This is a genomic window from Pseudomonas frederiksbergensis (genome assembly GCF_003732275.1).
Taxonomy (GTDB): domain Bacteria; phylum Pseudomonadota; class Gammaproteobacteria; order Pseudomonadales; family Pseudomonadaceae; genus Aquipseudomonas; species Aquipseudomonas frederiksbergensis_H.
On sequence record NZ_MOBM01000007.1, the window covers coordinates 43,843 to 60,963 of the forward strand.

Below are 17,121 nucleotides of genomic sequence, written 5' to 3' on the forward strand. Positions count from 1 at the left end.
CCTTCGGCAGCTCCTACAGATGTACACATTCCAATGTAGGAGCTGCCGAAGGCTGCGATCTTTTGACTTGCTTCGGCTTGTCAGTTCGCCCCTCCAACGCCACACTAGCGCTCATGAAGAACGTCAGCCCCAGCTACCTCAAGCATCACTTCCTGATCGCCATGCCTCACATGGCCGACCCGAACTTTGCGCACACCTTGACCTACATCGTCGAGCACACGGCCAATGGTGCCATGGGGCTGGTGGTCAACCGCCCGCAGGACCTGAACCTGGCCGATATCCTCGAGCAATTGCGCCCCGATATCGAACCGCCGTTGCTCTGCCAGCATGTGCCGATCTTTATGGGTGGCCCGGTGCAAACCGATCGCGGTTTTGTCCTGCACCCATCGGGTAAATCTTTTCAGGCGACCGTTGATCTGGAAGGCGAGTTGTCCCTGTCGACCTCCCAGGACGTGCTGTTCGCCATCGCCGACGGCGTCGGCCCCGCGAAAAGTCTGATCACCCTCGGCTACGCCGGTTGGGAAGCCGGGCAATTGGAAGCCGAACTGGCCGACAACGCCTGGCTGACCTGCCCGTTCGATGCCGACATCCTGTTCAACACCAGCAGCGAATTACGTCTTGAAGCGGCGGCCAAACACCTGGGCGTTAATCTCAGCCTGCTCACCAGCCAGGCGGGGCACGCCTGATGGCCCTGCGGTTGATTTTGGGTTTCGACTACGGCACCAAACAGATCGGCGTTGCGGTCGGCCAGGTGATTACCGGCCAGGCCCGCGAGCTATGCACCTTGAAGGCGCAAAACGGCATTCCTGACTGGAATCAGGTCGAAGCCCTGATTAAAGAGTGGAAACCCGACGCCGTAGTGGTCGGTCTGCCGCTGAACATGGATGGCACGCCGAGCGACATGTGCCTGCGGGCCGAGAAGTTCGCCCGACGCCTGAACGGCCGCTACAACCTGCCCTTCTATACGCATGACGAGCGCCTGACCACCTTCGAGGCCAAGGGCGAACGCCTGGTCCGTGGCGGCCAGAAAGGCAGCTACCGCGACAACCCGGTCGATGCCATCGCCGCCGCGCTGCTGCTGCAAGGCTGGCTCGACGAAAACACCGCACTGTTCGAATCCTGACCGCACCTAATTCTGAAGAGCCGCTGCGGCGTCTCCCTTAGCGACAACCCGAGCCACCCCTCAAGCAGCATTCGGCTCGGGACAAAGAAGGAGCAAACCATGAGCCTGCCCAATCCCGCCGAACTGATCAGCCAGATGGCGATCCGTCTCAAGGCTTATCTGGAAAACCGTGGCATCAGCGAACCGCGTTACATCGGCATTCGGACCGGTGGCGTCTGGGTCGCGCAGGCATTGCTCGATGAACTGGGCAGTGATTCGCCCCTGGGCACCCTGGATGTTTCGTTCTACCGCGACGATTTCAGCCAGAACGGCCTGCACCCACAAGTACGCCCATCGGCGCTGCCGTTCGAGATCGAAGGCCAGCACCTGGTGCTGATCGATGACGTGCTGATGAGCGGTCGGACCATCCGCGCCGCGATGAACGAACTCTTCGACTACGGTCGTCCGGCCAGCGTGACGCTGGTATGCCTGCTGGACCTGGACGCCGGTGAATTGCCGATCCGCCCGAACGTGGTTGGCGCGACCCTGTCGCTGGCGGCCCACGAACGAGTGAAACTGTCCGGCCCGGAACTCAAGCTCGAACTTCAAGACCTCGCCCTTTAATTCGCCCTATTGAGAGTCCCCCTCGCGATGACGCCTCTAGAAACCAAGCGCCCGCTGCAGCTCAATGATCAGGGCCAGCTGCGCCACTTCCTCTCGCTCGACGGTTTGCGCCGCGAGTTGCTGACGGAAATCCTCGACACCGCCGACTCGTTCCTCGAAGTGGGCGCCCGGGCGGTGAAGAAAGTCCCGTTGCTGCGCGGCAAGACCGTGTGCAACGTGTTCTTCGAGAACTCCACCCGCACCCGCACCACCTTTGAACTGGCGGCCCAGCGGCTGTCGGCCGACGTGATCACCCTGAACGTGTCGACGTCGTCGGCGAGCAAGGGCGAAACCCTGCTCGACACCCTGCGCAACCTGGAAGCCATGGCCGCCGACATGTTCGTCGTGCGTCACGGTGATTCCGGCGCGGCGCACTTCATCGCCGAGCATGTCTGCCCGCAAGTGGCGATCATCAACGGCGGCGACGGCCGTCACGCCCACCCGACCCAGGGCATGCTCGACATGCTCACGATTCGTCGGCACAAGGGCGGCTTCGAAAACCTTTCGGTGGCCATCGTCGGCGACATCCTGCACTCGCGGGTAGCGCGCTCGAACATGCTGGCCCTGAAAACCCTCGGCTGCCCGGACATCCGCGTGATCGCGCCGAAAACCCTGCTGCCGATCGGCATCGAGCAGTACGGCGTGAAGGTCTACACCAACATGACCGAAGGCCTGAAAGACGTCGACGTGGTGATCATGCTGCGCCTGCAGCGTGAACGCATGACTGGCGGCCTGCTGCCGAGCGAAGGCGAGTTCTACCGCCTGTTCGGCCTGACCACCGCGCGCCTGGCCGGGGCCAAACCGGATTGCATCGTCATGCACCCGGGGCCGATCAACCGTGGGGTGGAAATTGAGTCGGCGGTGGCCGACGGTCCGCACTCGGTGATCCTCAATCAGGTGACCTACGGCATTGCGATTCGTATGGCTGTGCTGTCCATGGCCATGAGCGGGCAAACTGCCCAGCGCCAATTCGAGCAGGAGAACGCCCAGTGAAGCTCAGCATTCTCGGCGCACGCGTTATCGATCCGGCCAGCGGCCTGGATCAAGTGACTGATATCCACGTTGAAGCCTGCAAGATCGTCGCCCTCGGCGCCGCTCCAGCGGGTTTCGTTGCAGTAGACACCATCGACGCCAAGGGCCTGGTGGCGGCTCCGGGCCTGGTTGACCTGAACGTTGCCCTGCGGGAGCCGGGTTACAGCCGCAAAGGCTCGATCGCCAGCGAAACCCGCGCCGCCGCGGCCGGTGGCGTGACCAGCCTGTGCTGCCCGCCGAAAACCAAACCGGTGCTGGACACCTCGGCCGTGGCCGAACTGATCCTCGACCGCGCTCGCGAGGCGGGCAACACCAAAGTCTTCCCCATCGGCGCCCTGAGCAAAGGCCTGGATGGCGAACAGCTGGCCGAACTGGTCGCCTTGCGCGATGCCGGCTGCGTGGCCTTCGGCAACGGTCTGGAGAGTTTCCGCAACACCCGCACCCTGTGCCGGGCGCTGGAATATGCGGCGACGTTCGACCTGACGGTGATTTTCAATTCGCAGGACCATGATCTGGCCGAAGGTGGCTTGGCTCACGAAGGCCCGACTGCGAGTTTCCTTGGTTTGCCAGGCATTCCGGAAACCGCCGAAACCGTGGCCCTGGCCCGGGATCTGCTGCTGGTCGAGCAAAGCGGCGTGCGTGCGCACTTCAGCCAGCTCACCAGCGCCCGCGGTGTGGCGCTGATCGCCCAAGCCCAGGCCCGTGGCCTGAAGGTCACGGCGGACGTGGCGTTGTATCAACTGATCCTCACCGACGAAGCGCTGATCGACTTCAGCAGCCTCTATCACGTCCAGCCGCCGCTGCGCACCCGTGCGGATCGCGACGGCCTGCGAGCAGCGGTGAAGTCGGGGGTGGTGTCAGCCATCTCCAGCCATCACCAGCCCCATGAACGCGATGCCAAACTGGCGCCGTTCGGTGCCACCGAACCGGGCATCAGCAGTGTTGAACTGCTGCTGCCGCTGGCGATGACCTTGGTGGAAGACGGTTTGCTCGACTTGCCGACGCTGCTCGCACGCTTGGGCGCTGGTCCTGCCGAAGCGTTGCGTTTACCAGCAGGAAAATTGGCGGTAGGCGGCCCAGCGGATATCGTGCTATTCGATCCGGCAGCTTCGACCGTGGCCGGTGAGACCTGGCTATCTAAAGGCGAAAACTGCCCGTTCATTGGTCACAGCTTGCCGGGTGTGGTGCGTTACACGTTGGTGGATGGACGGATCAGTCACCAGGCTTAAGACCTGTGGCGAGGGAGCTTGCTCCCGCCGGGCTGCGCAGCAGACCTGTTTTGGGGTCGCTTCGCGACCCAGCGGGAGCAAGCTCCCTCGCCACAACTTACTGGAAGGCGCCTCTATTCTGTGCGTTGCGAATCGACACTTGGTCATTCAACGTCCAGAAGTCATACAACACCCCCAGAAAGAACAACCCGCCCGTCACCAGGTACAGCAACCCGCTGATCCACTTCCCCTGATACATCCGGTGTACGCCGAAAACCCCGAGAAACGTCAGCAGAATCCACGCAATGTTGTATTCGATGGGGCCGGCGGTAAAGCGCAGGTCCGCTTCACGATCCATGGCAGGGATCAGAAACACGTCGATCAGCCAGCCGATACCCAGCAAACCGAAGGTGAAAAACCAGATCGTCCCGGTCACCGGTTTTCCGTAATAGAAGCGGTGAGCACCGGTAAAACCGAAAATCCACAACAGGTAACCAATCACTTTGCTGTGTGTGTCTTGCTCTGAAACGGGGTGTTGATAGGTGTTCATGGATGACCTCGACTCACACGATAGAGAAATATTCTTGAATTCTTTGTGACTTTTTTACAGGTGCCCGACATACGGCAAATGCTACCTTCACTTCTGTCAAAGCCTTGTAATGCCTGACTTTTGTCAGACAACTCACGTCAATTTTGCCGCTTTTTAGTTCCGCGCCCCCCGGCTTGAATCGACCAACGGAGTCGGAAGGGCCAAAAAAGCTGTTATAAAGTTGCGCGTTCACCCATATGAGCCTTGCCTAATGCGTCCATTTTTCAAGACATGGCTAACCATTTGCCTATTATTGCCACTGGCCGCCCACGCCACCAATCGTGAGCAACGTCTTCCTAACGTTAATGGTTACACTCCAAAATCCCATGTTTCTGCTCCTTCGAGCAAAAACAAACAGACCGTAAAACGCTCCAGCCAACTGAGCAGCGTAAACAGCAAGCTGGTCCCGCCGATGGCGACCAAGGAAAGCAGTAACGTATTGAGCCGCGCGGTAAACGTGCTCGGTACGCCTTATCGTTGGGGTGGCAGCAGCCCAAGTAAAGGGTTCGATTGCAGCGGTCTGGTGAAATACGCGTTCAACGACGCCACGTTTGACCTGCCCCGTACCTCCAATGCCATGGCCAGCGGTCATGGCGAGAAGGTCGATCGCAACGATCTGAAGCCAGGCGACCTGATTTTCTTCAACATCAAGAGCCGTCGGGTCAATCATGTTGCCATCTACCTGGGCAACGACCGCTTCATCCACGCACCGCGCCGTGGCAAGTCGGTGACCATCGACACCCTGAATAAACCGTACTGGGAAAGCCACTACGTGGTTGCCAAACGGGTTCTGCCGAAAGAACAGAACGCATTGCGGGTTGTTCAGCGCTGATTTTTTAAAGCAAGATCAAAAGATCGCAGCCTTCGGCAGCTCCTACATGGAAATGCATATTCCTGTGTAGGAGCTGCCGAAGGCTGCGATCTTTTATTTTCAGACGACACCATTCTCAGAAATTATCCGGCGAACGCGCCTTCTCCCGCGCATGTTCGCGGCTGATCACGCCCTTGGTCACCAGCTCCTTCAGGCACATATCCAGTGTCTGCATCCCCAACGACCCACCGGTCTGAATCGACGAGTACATCTGCGCCACCTTGTCTTCGCGGATCAGGTTACGGATCGCCGAAGTGCCCAGCATGATTTCGTGGGCGGCAATTCGCCCGCCGCCGATTTTCTTGATCAATGTCTGCGACACCACCGCCAGCAACGACTCGGAGAGCATTGAACGCACCATCGATTTCTCGTCGCCCGGAAACACGTCCACCACCCGGTCGATGGTTTTCGCCGCCGATGTGGTGTGCAGCGTGCCAAACACCAAGTGACCGGTCTCGGCGGCAGTCAAAGCCAGCCGAATAGTCTCCAGATCACGCATTTCCCCTACCAGAATCACGTCCGGGTCTTCGCGCAGGGCTGAGCGCAGCGCCGTGGCGAAGCTGCGGGTATCGCGATGGACTTCGCGCTGATTGATCAGGCATTTGCGCGATTCGTGGACGAACTCGATCGGGTCTTCGATGGTGAGGATGTGGTGATGGCGATGGTTGTTCAGGTAATCGATCATCGCCGCCAGTGTGGTGGACTTGCCGGAACCGGTCGGGCCGGTCACCAGCACCAGGCCCCGGGGCGCTTCGGTAATCTTGCGAAACACTTCCCCCATGCCCAAGTCGTCCATGCTCAGGACCTTGGACGGGATGGTCCGGAATACCGCGCCAGCACCACGATTCTGGTTGAAGGCATTGACCCGAAAACGCGCCACGCCGGGCACTTCGAAGGAAAAGTCGGTTTCAAGATGCTTCTCGAAGTCCACCCGCTGGAGGTCGTTCATGATGTCGTAGATCAGCTCATGCACCTCCTTGTGGTCCAAGGCCGGCAGGTTGATGCGTCGCACATCGCCGTCGACACGGATCATCGGTGGCAGGCCGGCGGACAGGTGCAGGTCAGACGCGCCTTGTTTGGCGCTGAAAGCCAGCAGCTCAGTGATATCCATAGCGCTCCTCAATTCCAGTAGAATGCCGCGAACCTCAGACCCGCTGGCGCCTCTTGAATGTCCACGATAGCAGACAACATCCTTCAGGTTAGTTCGCGTATCCAGGCTGCGACCGAAGCAGCCCATCGCGACCAAGGCAGCATCCAGCTGCTGGCCGTTAGCAAGACCAAGCCCGCCGAAGCCCTGCGGGAAGCGTATGCCGCCGGCCTGCGCGATTTTGGCGAGAACTACTTGCAGGAAGCCCTGAGCAAACAGCTCGAATTGGCCGACCTGTCCTTGATCTGGCACTTCATCGGCCCCATTCAATCGAACAAGACTCGCGCTATCGCCGAGCATTTCGACTGGGTGCATTCCGTGGATCGCTTGAAAATCGCACAACGCCTGTCCGAACAACGCCCTGCCGATTTGCCTCCACTGAACATCTGCATCCAGGTCAACGTCAGTGGTGAAGCCAGCAAGTCCGGCTGCACCCCGGCCGACCTGCCCGCCCTGGCCAATGCCATCAGCGCTCTGCCGCGCTTGAAATTGCGTGGGTTGATGACGATTCCCGAGCCGACTGAAGATCGCGCCGCCCAGGATGCAGCCTTTGCTGCCGTACAGAGCCTGCAAACCAGCCTGAATCTGCCACTCGACACACTTTCCATGGGCATGAGCCACGATCTTGAGTCGGCCATTGCTATGGGCGCCACTTGGGTTCGTATCGGTACGGCCCTGTTTGGCGCCCGTGGCTCTCCACAAATGCATAGCCGGCCTTGAACATGGCCGACTCACCTCTCTCTATAAGGACCTGACATGAGCAAGACTCGTATTGCCTTTATCGGAGCCGGCAACATGGCCGCCAGCCTGATCGGCGGCCTGCGCGCCAAAGGTCTGGACGCCGCGCAAATCCGCGCCAGCGATCCGGGTGAAGAAACCCGTGCCCGCGTGAGCGCCGAACACGGCATCGAAGTGTTTGCCGACAACGCCGAAGCCATTCAGGGCGTGGACGTGATCGTGCTGGCGGTCAAACCGCAGGCGATGAAAACCGTTTGCGAAGCCATTCGCCCAAGCCTCAAGCCGAATCAATTGGTGGTTTCGATTGCGGCCGGCATCACCTGCGCCAGCATGAACAACTGGCTTGGCGCCCAGCCTATCGTGCGCTGCATGCCTAACACCCCGGCGCTGCTGCGTCAGGGCGTAAGCGGTTTATTCGCCACCAGCGAAGTGAGCGCCGAACAACGCCAGCAAGCTGAAGAGCTGCTGTCGGCGGTTGGCATTGCCCTGTGGCTGGACGAAGAACAGCAACTGGACGCGGTCACGGCCGTTTCCGGCTCGGGCCCTGCGTATTTCTTCCTGCTGATCGAAGCCATGACCGCCGCGGGCGTGAAGCTCGGCCTGCCAGCGGACATCGCCGCGCAACTGACCGTGCAAACCGCTTTGGGTGCTGCACACATGGCAGTCGCAAGCGATGTCGACGCGGCTGAATTGCGTCGTCGCGTGACGTCGCCTGCGGGCACCACCGAAGCGGCGATCAAGTCGTTCCAGGCCGGCGGCTTCGAAGCCCTGGTAGAAAAAGCACTCGGCGCCGCTGCGCACCGCTCGGCCGAGATGGCTGAGCAACTCGGCCGCTAATCAGCTCTTACAAAGGAATCAATGATGCTCGGACTCAATGACGCTGCCATTTTTGTGATCCAAACCCTGTGCAGCCTGTATCTGCTGATCGTGCTGCTGCGCTTCATCCTGCAACTGGTGCGGGCGAACTTCTACAACCCGCTCTGCCAGTTCGCCGTGAAAGCCACTCAACCGCTGCTCAAGCCACTGCGTCGGGTTATCCCGAGCATGTTCGGGCTGGACATGTCATCGCTGGTGCTGGCGCTGATCGTGCAAATGGCGCTGTACGCGGTCATCCTGCTGCTCAGCGGCTACCAGGTCGACGTGCTGTTTCTGGCGCCGTGGGCATTGATTGGTATCTTCGCGCTGTTTTTGAAGATCCTGTTCTGGGCGATGATCATCAGTGTGATTCTGTCCTGGGTTGCTCCGGGCAGCCACAACCCGGGTGCAGAACTGGTCCAGCAGATCACTGAACCGGTACTCGCGCCGTTCCGCCGGATCGTACCGAACCTGGGCGGCCTCGACATCTCGCCGATCTTCGCGTTTATCGCGCTGCAGTTGCTGCAAAGCTGGCTGATTCCACGTCTCGCGTACTACGCCCTCATGCCGAAGGAACTGTTCGGCCTGATCTGATGAGCTACTTTCGCTGGGACGGTGATGACCTGATTCTGGAATGTCACCTGCAACCTGCGGCCCGCAGCGATGATTTCTGCGGGCTGCATGGCGATCGCCTGAAGATCCGCCTGACCGCACCGCCGGTTGAAGGCAAGGCCAATGCGTATCTGATGGCGTTTCTGGCCAAGGCGTTCGGGGTTTCCAAGAGTCAGGTGAGTTTGATCAGCGGGGAGCTGAACCGGCAGAAGCGGGTGCGGATCTGTTCGCCGAAGAAGCTGCCGGATTTGCCGGATCTGGTGCGCCCGGTCTGACCTCAATGTGGCGAGGGGATTTATCCCCGCTGGGCTGCGCCCTGTAGGAGCTGCCGAAGGCTGCGATCTTTTGATCTTTCGCTTTGAACTCAATTGGTAGGGGAAAGATCGCAGCCTCGTTGCACTCGACAGCTCCTACGGGGCCGCTTCGCGCCCCAACGGGAGCAAGCTCCCTCGCCACAGGTACATCGGGAAAAAATCAGGCCCGGCCTTTGCTTGCCGCTAGCCACAGCGGTCTTTAGACTTACGCCTCATTTCAATGAGAGCAGGGTCGATGTCAGCTGCCTTCCCCCCCGATTCTGTTGGTCTGGTGACGCCGCAAGTGGCGCACTTCAGTGACCCCCTGGCCTTGGCCTGCGGACGTTCGCTGCCCGCTTATGACCTGATCTATGAAACCTACGGCACGCTGAACGCTACGGCGAGCAACGCCGTGCTGATCTGCCACGCCTTGTCCGGTCACCATCACGCTGCCGGCTTCCACAGCCCCGATGACCGCAAACCCGGTTGGTGGGACAGCTGCATCGGCCCCGGCAAGCCGATCGACACCAACAAGTTCTTCGTGGTCAGCCTGAATAATCTCGGTGGCTGCAACGGCTCCACCGGCCCCAGCAGCATCAATCCGGAAACCGGCAAGCCATTCGGCGCCGATTTCCCGGTACTGACCGTGGAAGACTGGGTCCACAGCCAGGCACGTCTCGCCGACTTGCTCGGCATCCGCCAATGGGCGGCGGTGATTGGCGGCAGCCTCGGCGGCATGCAGGCCTTGCAGTGGACCATCACCTACCCGGACCGCGTGCGGCACTGCCTGGCCATCGCCTCGGCACCGAAACTGTCGGCGCAGAACATCGCATTCAACGAAGTCGCACGTCAGGCGATCCTCACCGACCCGGAGTTCCACGGCGGCTCGTTCCAGGAAGCGGGTGTGATCCCCAAGCGCGGGCTGATGCTGGCGCGGATGGTCGGGCACATCACGTACTTGTCCGACGACTCCATGGGCGAGAAATTCGGTCGCGGCCTGAAGAGCGAAAAGCTCAACTACGACTTCCACAGCGTCGAGTTCCAGGTCGAAAGCTACCTGCGTTATCAGGGCGAGGAATTTTCCGGACGTTTCGACGCCAACACCTACCTGCTGATGACCAAGGCGCTGGACTACTTCGACCCGGCGGCGAACTTCGACAATGACCTGGCGAAAACCTTCGCCAATGCCCAGGCCAGGTTCTGCGTGATGTCCTTCACCACCGACTGGCGCTTCTCCCCTGCCCGCTCACGGGAACTGGTGGATGCGCTGATGGCGGCCAGGAAAGACGTCTGCTACCTGGAGATCGACGCTCCGCAAGGCCACGATGCCTTCCTGATTCCGATCCCGCGTTATTTGCAGGCCTTCAGCAATTACATGAACCGTATAGCGCTTTGAGGAAGACATGAGAGCCGATCTGGAAATCATCCAGGAATGGATCCCCGCCGGCAGCCGCGTGCTCGACCTCGGTTGCGGTGACGGCGAGTTGCTGACCTGGCTGCGCGACCACAAACAGGTCACCGGCTATGGCCTGGAAAACGACCCGGACAACATTGCCGAGTGCGTGGCCAAAGGCATCAACGTCATCGAGCAGGATCTGGACAAGGGCCTGGGCAACTTCGCCAGCAACAGCTTCGACATCGTGGTCATGACTCAGGCCCTGCAAGCTGTGCATTACCCGGACAAGATCCTCGACGAAATGCTGCGGGTCGGTCGCCAGTGCATCATCACCTTCCCCAACTTCGGTCACTGGCGTTGCCGCTGGTACCTGGCGAGCAAGGGCCGGATGCCGGTTTCGGAGTTTCTGCCGTACACCTGGTACAACACGCCGAACATCCACTTTTGTACTTTCGAAGACTTTGAAGCGCTGTGTCGCGAACGTGAAGCCAAGGTCATTGATCGGCTTGCCGTGGATCAACAGCATCGGCATGGGTGGGCCAGTAAGCTATGGCCTAATCTGTTAGGTGAGATCGGCATCTATCGCGTCAGCAGCCCCGGTCTGCCGGACCACAAGGTCGCGGTCTGAATCACGACACTTCGAGGAGAACGATCATGGGTCGTCTAGCGCTGTTTTTACTTACTGCCTGCCTGAGCATTACCACCATGGCCGCCGACGTTATCAAGGGCGAGCGCAAGGAAACCTTTGGCGATGTGACGGTACACTACAACACCTTCAACTCTACCTTTCTGACGCCGGAGATCGCCAAAGCGGCCGAGCTGACCCGCAGCAAGAATCAGGGCGTGATCAACATCTCGATACTGAAGGAAGGTAAACCACAGACAGCTCAGGTCAGCGGCACGGTCAAAGACCTGACCAGCCAAAGCATCCCGCTGAAGTTCAAACAGATCACTGAAACAGGCGCGGTATACTACATCGCCCAGTTCCCGGTGGATCAGCAGGAAATCCGCACCTTCGACATCAAGGTGCAGACCGGCGACAAAACCAACACCATCAGTTTTCAACAAGAGCTTTTCCCTGGCCAATGATGAATTTCACGCAACTCGTACTGGCCAGCCATAACGCCGGCAAACTCAAGGAACTCCAGGCCATGCTCGGCGAATCGGTGCATTTGCGCTCGATCGGCGAGTTCAGCAGCGTCGAGCCTGAAGAAACCGGCCTGTCGTTCGTCGAGAACGCCATTCTCAAGGCCCGCAATGCGTCGCGCATTTCCGGTCTGCCGGCCTTGGCCGATGATTCGGGGCTGGCAGTGGATTTCCTTGGCGGTGCGCCGGGTATCTATTCGGCCCGCTACGCTGACGGTAAAGGCGATGCGGCGAACAACGCCAAACTGCTCGACGTCTTGAAAGACGTGCCCGAAGCCGAGCGCGGTGCGCAGTTTGTCTGTGTGCTGGCGCTGGTGCGTCATGCCGACGATCCGTTGCCGATCCTCTGCGAAGGCCTGTGGCATGGGCGCATCCTGACCCAGGCCAGCGGTGAGCACGGTTTTGGCTACGATCCGCTGTTCTGGGTGCCGGAGCGCGAATGCTCCAGCGCCGAACTGAGTCCGAGTGATAAGAACCTCATCAGCCACCGCGCCCGTGCAATGGATCTGCTGCGCCAGCGTCTGGGCCTGAAATGACCCATGACTCGTCCGCGTCGCCGCTGATCTTCGGCGGCGCCGCACAATCGCCTCGAGCGGCCCTGCCCGTGTTGCCGCCCCTGGCGTTGTACATCCACATCCCGTGGTGTGTACGCAAATGCCCTTATTGCGACTTCAACTCCCACACCGCCAGCCCCGTGCTGCCGGAAGAAGAATATGTCGACGCCTTGCTGGACGACCTCGATCAAGACCTGCATGCGGTTTATGGCCGCGAGCTGAGTTCGATCTTCTTCGGTGGCGGCACGCCGAGCCTGTTCAGCGCCGAGGCTCTGGGCCGTTTGCTCAAGGGCGTCGAGCAACGAATCCCGTTTGCCAGCGACATTGAAATCACCCTGGAAGCCAACCCCGGAACGTTTGAGCAGGAGAAATTCCGCGCCTACCGGGCGCTGGGCATCAATCGCCTGTCGATCGGCATCCAGAGCTTTCAGGAAGAGAAACTCAAGGCCTTGGGGCGGATTCACAACGGCGATGAAGCCGTGCGTGCCGCCGGCATGGCCCGTCAGGCCGGCTTCGACAACTTCAATCTGGACCTGATGCATGGTTTGCCCGATCAGTCCCTGGACGACGCCCTGAGCGACCTGCGCCAGGCCATTGCCCTGAAGCCAACGCACCTGTCCTGGTATCAGCTGACGCTGGAACCGAACACGGTGTTCTGGAATCAGCCGCCGACACTGCCGGAAGACGACACCCTGTGGGATATTCAGGAGGCCGGTCAGGCACTGTTGGCCGAACACGGTTACGCGCAATACGAAGTCTCGGCCTATGCCCTGCCCGGTCGTCCGGCACGGCATAACCTCAATTACTGGAGTTTCGGCGACTTCATCGGCATCGGCGCTGGCGCCCACGGCAAGCTCAGCCATCCGGACGGGCGCATCGTGCGCACCTGGAAGACCCGCCTGCCGAAGGACTACCTCAACCCGGCCAAAAGCTTTCAGGCCGGCGAGAAAGCCCTGACCAACGAAGAGCTGCCGTTCGAGTTCCTGATGAACGCCTTGCGCCTGACCGAGGGCGTCGAAGCGCGATTGTATCCAGAGCGCACCGGGCTGCCCCTGGAAAGCCTCGCCGAAGGCCGTCGCGAGGCCGAACAAAGTGGCTTGTTGCAGGTCGAACCGTCACGTCTGGCGGCCACGCTGCGCGGACAACTCTTTCTCAATGACTTGCTGCAGAATTTTCTGACATAAGGAAACCGAATGGATCTGGTACTCGACCTGCTCGCCACCGTGTCCCGCTGGAGCCGTAGCAACCTGTCGGAAATCTCTCTGGCGCTGGTGGGCTGCTTGCTGGTGCTGTTTGGCGCCGACATCAAGGGCTGGGTCGACCAACGCCTGGGCAGCATCGCCGGCGCCTTGCGCGTCCCGCTGATGGCCCTGCTGTGCATGGTCGGCAGCGGCGTGGCGCTGATCTATGCCACGCCATGGATCATCAAAGGCCTGAGCCAGTTCAATAACTACAGCCTGGCACCGGTGCTGTTGGTGGTGCTGGTGTTGATTGGCGTCGTAGCTGATCGCCGCTGATTTCAGTTACAACCGAAAACAACTGTGGGAGCGAGCCTGCTCGCGATAGCGGTCTGACAGTCAACGAAGATGTTGAATGTTATGACGCCATCGCGAGCAGGCTCGCTCCCACAGTTTTTACAGCGTTGTAGCTTAGGACTGTTTTTCGAACTTCAGATCCCACACGCCGTGCCCAAGACGTTCGCCGCGGCGTTCGAACTTGGTGATCGGGCGTTCGGTCGGGCGCGGGACGCATTTGCCGTCTTCGGCGAGGTTGCGATAGCCCGGCGCGACGTTCATCACTTCCAGCATGTACTCGGCGTACGGTTCCCAGTCGGTGGCCATGTGCAACACACCGCCGACCTTCAACTTGCTGCGCACCAGCTCAGCGAATGACGCCTGCACGATACGACGTTTGTGGTGACGGCTCTTGTGCCACGGGTCCGGGAAAAACAGCATCAGGCGATCAAGGCTATTGTCGGCGATGCAACGGTTGAGCACTTCGATCGCATCGCAATCATAGACACGCAGGTTGGTCAGGCCCTGAGTCAGCACGCCATTGAGCAGCGCGCCGACACCCGGACGGTGAACCTCAACGCCAATGAAGTCCTGCTCCGGCGAGGCCGCGGCCATTTCCAGCAGCGAATGGCCCATGCCGAAACCGATTTCCAGCGAGCGCGGTGCCGAACGGCCGAACACCTGATCGAAGTCCACCGGCGCATCGGCCAGCGGCAGCACGAACAGTGGCGTGCCCTGCTCCAGACCTTTTTGCTGGCCTTCAGTCATGCGCCCGGCGCGCATCACGAAACTCTTGATGCGGCGGTGTTGGCGCTCTTCGCCTTCTTCCGTCTGGATAGGCGTGTCGTTTGATTCAGTCATCAATGGCTCTTACTTGATCAGACCATCCAGCGGCGAGGAGGCGCTGGCATAGAGTTTTTTCGGCATGCGGCCGGCGAGGTAGGCCAGACGGCCCGCCACGATGGCGTGTTTCATGGCTTCGGCCATCATGATCGGCTGCTGGGCGTTGGCGATGGCCGAGTTCATCAGCACCGCTTCACAGCCCAGCTCCATGGCGATGGTGGCGTCGGAAGCAGTACCGACACCGGCATCCACCAGCACCGGAATTTTCGCTTCTTCGAGGATAATCTGCAGGTTGTACGGGTTGCAGATCCCCAGGCCTGTACCAATCAACCCGGCCAGCGGCATGACCGCGATGCAGCCGATTTCCGCCAGTTGACGGGCAATGATCGGGTCATCGCTGGTGTACACCATCACGTCGAAGCCTTCCTTGACCAGCACTTCGGCGGCCTTGAGGGTTTCGATCACGTTGGGGAACAGGGTTTTCTGATCCGCCAGCACTTCCAGCTTCACCAGGTTGTGGCCGTCGAGCAGCTCACGGGCCAGGCGGCAAGTGCGCACGGCTTCGATGGCGTCGTAGCAACCGGCAGTGTTCGGCAGGATGGTGTAGCGATCCGGCGGCAGGATATCCAGCAGGTTCGGTTCGCCCGGGTTCTGGCCGATGTTGGTCCGGCGCACGGCCACGGTCACGATCTCGGCGCCCGAGGCTTCGATGGCCAGGCGGGTTTCTTCCATGTCACGGTACTTGCCGGTGCCTACCAGCAAACGCGACTGGTAAGTACGACCGGCCAGGACGAAGGGCTTGTCGCTACGAACGATGCTCATGGGAAATCCTCTGTAGGGGTGAGGTTCTTGCAGAATAATTCTGTGGCCGCTCGGGCCGGAGGGCTAGCCGCCGCCGATGGCATGCACCACTTCGACGGAATCGCCGTCGTTCAGCGTGGTTTCTGCGTGCTGGCTGCGCGGGACGATATCCAGATTGAGCTCGACCGCCACCCGGCGCCCGGTCAGTTCCAGACGGGTCAGCAGGGCCGCAACGGTTTCACCGTCGGGCAGTTCAAGGGATTCGCCGTTCAATTGAATGCGCATACCGAATGCCGCCATCATTTTTAGGGGCTGGCATTCTAGCCCGATCAGTCAGGCCGACCCAAGCCATTCGTCATGAAATGGACCGCGTGGTCAGCTCAACCGCCAAGCGGCAAGCCCCAGGCAAACCCAGCCGACCAGGAACGCCAGGCCACCGAAGGGCGTAACGATCCCGAGCTTGCTGATGCCCGTTATCGTCAGCAGGTACAGGCTGCCGGAAAACAACAGAATGCCGATAGCAAATGATGCGCCGGCCCAGGTAATCAGTCGACCGGGAATCTGCGTGGCGAGCAGCGCTACACCCAGCAACGCCAGGGTATGCACCAGTTGATAGGTGACACCCGTATGGAAAATCGCCAGGTACTCAGCGCTCAGGCGGCTTTTCAGGCCATGGGCGGCGAATGCGCCCAAGGCAACACCGGTGAAGCCGAAAAAAGCAGCCAGCATCAGGAAGCCACGCAACATGAAGAACTCCAGTCAGACTCGATCAACAGGGTCTGTATAATGGCCGGCTCAACGGGTTCGGCCAAGCCATCTCTATGCTGCGTTTAATTTTCCGTCGTTTCACGAAGGCCCTGCTCTGGTTCGCGGGCGGTAGCGTATTGCTGGTGTTGCTGTTCCGGGTGGTGCCGCCACCGGGAACGGCACTGATGGTCGAGCGTAAGATCGAATCCTGGTTCGACGGCGAACCCATCGACGTGCAACGCACCTGGAAACCCTGGGATGAAATCTCCGACGACCTGAAAGTCGCGGTGATTGCCGGTGAAGATCAGAAGTTTCCCGAGCATTGGGGCTTTGATATCGGCGCGATTCAGGCGGCATTTGCGCATAACGAGCGCGGCGGCTCGATTCGCGGCGCCAGCACCCTGAGCCAGCAAGTGTCGAAGAACCTGTTTCTGTGGTCTGGCCGCAGTTGGCTGCGCAAAGGCCTGGAGGTCTGGTTTACCGGGCTGATCGAGGTGTTCTGGCCCAAGCAGCGGATTCTTGAGGTGTACCTCAATAGCGTCGAGTGGGATGAAGGCGTGTTTGGCGCCGAAGCGGCGGCCCGGCATCACTTTGGCGTGGGCGCTCGTTCGATATCCCGACAGCAGGCGAGTTTGCTGGCCGCAGTACTGCCAAACCCGCGAGTGTGGAGCGCCAGCCATCCAACCTCTTACGTTGCAAGACGCGCCGGGTGGATTCGCCAGCAGATGAGTCAGTTGGGCGGGGACAGTTATCTGCTCGGGCTCAATGACTCGCGCCGGGCGCCTTGGTCTAAGTAACGCTAAAGATCCCCTGTGGGGGCGGGCTTGCTCGCGAAAGCGATGTGTCATTCAGCTTTGATGTGACTGATACACCGCTTTCGCGAGCAAGCCCGCTCCCACATTGGTTTTGTGGTGAAGCAGGAATATTGGGCACCAACAGAAACGCCCCGATCAATGATCGTAATGCTGTTCACTTAAGTGGAGCAGCCTTACGATCCACTGGAAACCGGG

The 17,121-nt window shown here is 60.2% G+C and carries 23 protein-coding genes; 17 read left to right on the forward strand and 6 right to left on the reverse strand.

Translation table 11 applies throughout. From position 1 onward, the window contains the following. The first annotated feature begins 113 nt into the window (after positions 1–113). From BK662_RS05935 to BK662_RS05955, 5 genes are all read left to right on the forward strand, one after another. Positions 114–686 carry a YqgE/AlgH family protein gene (locus BK662_RS05935; RefSeq protein ID WP_123357319.1) on the forward strand — a complete coding sequence of 191 codons (573 nt, stop codon included), beginning with the start codon at positions 114–116 and terminating at the stop codon, positions 684–686. Further along, positions 686–1,123, forward strand: coding sequence for a Holliday junction resolvase RuvX (gene ruvX, locus BK662_RS05940; RefSeq protein WP_007897947.1), 438 nt, complete (start codon positions 686–688; stop codon positions 1,121–1,123). The genes BK662_RS05935 and ruvX overlap by 1 nt, the downstream gene beginning before the upstream one ends. A gap of 99 nt (positions 1,124–1,222) precedes the next feature. After that, entirely contained in the window at positions 1,223–1,726 is a 504-nt protein-coding gene (gene pyrR, locus BK662_RS05945; RefSeq protein ID WP_007897945.1) for a bifunctional pyr operon transcriptional regulator/uracil phosphoribosyltransferase PyrR, read from the forward strand. 27 nt (positions 1,727–1,753) lie between these two features. Next, positions 1,754–2,758, forward strand: coding sequence for an aspartate carbamoyltransferase catalytic subunit (locus BK662_RS05950; protein WP_123357320.1), 1,005 nt, complete (start codon positions 1,754–1,756; stop codon positions 2,756–2,758). After that, positions 2,755–4,026 carry a dihydroorotase gene (locus BK662_RS05955; RefSeq protein ID WP_008007433.1) on the forward strand — a complete coding sequence of 424 codons (1,272 nt, stop codon included), beginning with the start codon at positions 2,755–2,757 and terminating at the stop codon, positions 4,024–4,026. Before BK662_RS05950 ends, BK662_RS05955 begins: the two co-directional genes overlap by 4 nt. Before the next feature lie 97 nt (positions 4,027–4,123). Here the strand turns inward: BK662_RS05955 and BK662_RS05965 are convergent, their stop codons facing one another. Beyond that, positions 4,124–4,555 carry an NINE protein gene (locus BK662_RS05965; RefSeq protein ID WP_123357321.1) on the reverse strand — a complete coding sequence of 144 codons (432 nt, stop codon included), beginning with the start codon at positions 4,553–4,555 and terminating at the stop codon, positions 4,124–4,126. A gap of 250 nt (positions 4,556–4,805) precedes the next feature. On the opposite strand from BK662_RS05965, the gene BK662_RS05970 reads away from it, so the two are divergent. Then, positions 4,806–5,426, forward strand: coding sequence for a C40 family peptidase (locus tag BK662_RS05970; protein ID WP_123357322.1), 621 nt, complete (start codon positions 4,806–4,808; stop codon positions 5,424–5,426). Positions 5,427–5,541: 115 nt separating this feature from the next. On the opposite strand, the gene BK662_RS05975 is transcribed toward BK662_RS05970, so the two are convergent. Then, positions 5,542–6,576, reverse strand: a complete 1,035-nt coding sequence (locus BK662_RS05975) for a type IV pilus twitching motility protein PilT (protein ID WP_007897938.1) — start codon at positions 6,574–6,576, stop codon at positions 5,542–5,544. A gap of 57 nt (positions 6,577–6,633) precedes the next feature. Between BK662_RS05975 and BK662_RS05980 the strand changes: the two genes are divergently transcribed. From BK662_RS05980 to BK662_RS06025, 10 genes are all read left to right on the forward strand, one after another. Continuing rightward, on the forward strand, positions 6,634–7,332 hold the full coding sequence (locus BK662_RS05980; protein WP_123357323.1) for a YggS family pyridoxal phosphate-dependent enzyme: 699 nt from the start codon (positions 6,634–6,636) through the stop codon (positions 7,330–7,332). 36 nt (positions 7,333–7,368) lie between these two features. After that, positions 7,369–8,187, forward strand: coding sequence for a pyrroline-5-carboxylate reductase (proC, locus tag BK662_RS05985; protein WP_123357324.1), 819 nt, complete (start codon positions 7,369–7,371; stop codon positions 8,185–8,187). 24 nt (positions 8,188–8,211) lie between these two features. Next, positions 8,212–8,799, forward strand: coding sequence for a YggT family protein (locus BK662_RS05990; RefSeq protein WP_123357325.1), 588 nt, complete (start codon positions 8,212–8,214; stop codon positions 8,797–8,799). Further along, a complete protein-coding gene (locus BK662_RS05995) occupies positions 8,799–9,092 on the forward strand; it encodes a DUF167 domain-containing protein (protein ID WP_123357326.1) in 294 nt (97 codons plus the stop codon). The genes BK662_RS05990 and BK662_RS05995 overlap by 1 nt, the downstream gene beginning before the upstream one ends. A 274-nt stretch (positions 9,093–9,366) precedes the next feature. After that, positions 9,367–10,506, forward strand: a complete 1,140-nt coding sequence (metX, locus tag BK662_RS06000; protein ID WP_123357327.1) for a homoserine O-succinyltransferase MetX — start codon at positions 9,367–9,369, stop codon at positions 10,504–10,506. Positions 10,507–10,513: 7 nt separating this feature from the next. After that, positions 10,514–11,134 carry a methionine biosynthesis protein MetW gene (metW, locus tag BK662_RS06005; protein WP_007939351.1) on the forward strand — a complete coding sequence of 207 codons (621 nt, stop codon included), beginning with the start codon at positions 10,514–10,516 and terminating at the stop codon, positions 11,132–11,134. A 26-nt stretch (positions 11,135–11,160) separates the two neighbouring features. After that, a complete protein-coding gene (locus BK662_RS06010) occupies positions 11,161–11,595 on the forward strand; it encodes a DUF4426 domain-containing protein (RefSeq protein WP_123357328.1) in 435 nt (144 codons plus the stop codon). Further along, complete coding sequence (gene rdgB, locus BK662_RS06015) at positions 11,592–12,188, forward strand: RdgB/HAM1 family non-canonical purine NTP pyrophosphatase (protein WP_048396340.1); 597 nt, start codon at positions 11,592–11,594, stop codon at positions 12,186–12,188. The genes BK662_RS06010 and rdgB overlap by 4 nt, the downstream gene beginning before the upstream one ends. Further along, on the forward strand, positions 12,185–13,390 hold the full coding sequence (gene hemW, locus BK662_RS06020) for a radical SAM family heme chaperone HemW (RefSeq protein WP_123357329.1): 1,206 nt from the start codon (positions 12,185–12,187) through the stop codon (positions 13,388–13,390). The genes rdgB and hemW overlap by 4 nt, the downstream gene beginning before the upstream one ends. 9 nt (positions 13,391–13,399) lie before the next feature. Continuing rightward, positions 13,400–13,723, forward strand: a complete 324-nt coding sequence (locus BK662_RS06025) for a DUF3392 domain-containing protein (protein ID WP_007897907.1) — start codon at positions 13,400–13,402, stop codon at positions 13,721–13,723. A gap of 132 nt (positions 13,724–13,855) precedes the next feature. Here the strand turns inward: BK662_RS06025 and trmB are convergent, their stop codons facing one another. From trmB to BK662_RS06045, 4 genes are all read right to left on the reverse strand, one after another. Continuing rightward, positions 13,856–14,581 (reverse strand): tRNA (guanosine(46)-N7)-methyltransferase TrmB, encoded by a 726-nt coding sequence (trmB, locus tag BK662_RS06030; protein WP_007945510.1) that lies wholly within the window; start codon positions 14,579–14,581, stop codon positions 13,856–13,858. Positions 14,582–14,590: 9 nt separating this feature from the next. Then, complete coding sequence (locus tag BK662_RS06035; protein ID WP_052964984.1) at positions 14,591–15,385, reverse strand: thiazole synthase; 795 nt, start codon at positions 15,383–15,385, stop codon at positions 14,591–14,593. Between the two features lie 63 nt (positions 15,386–15,448). Next, on the reverse strand, positions 15,449–15,649 hold the full coding sequence (thiS, locus tag BK662_RS06040; protein WP_007897898.1) for a sulfur carrier protein ThiS: 201 nt from the start codon (positions 15,647–15,649) through the stop codon (positions 15,449–15,451). Between the two features lie 90 nt (positions 15,650–15,739). Then, on the reverse strand, positions 15,740–16,111 hold the full coding sequence (locus tag BK662_RS06045) for a DUF423 domain-containing protein (RefSeq protein ID WP_038980963.1): 372 nt from the start codon (positions 16,109–16,111) through the stop codon (positions 15,740–15,742). A 74-nt stretch (positions 16,112–16,185) separates the two neighbouring features. Here BK662_RS06045 and mtgA point away from each other — a divergent pair, with 74 nt between their 5' ends. Further along, entirely contained in the window at positions 16,186–16,908 is a 723-nt protein-coding gene (gene mtgA, locus BK662_RS06050) for a monofunctional biosynthetic peptidoglycan transglycosylase (protein ID WP_123357330.1), read from the forward strand. Positions 16,909–17,121 lie beyond the last annotated feature (213 nt).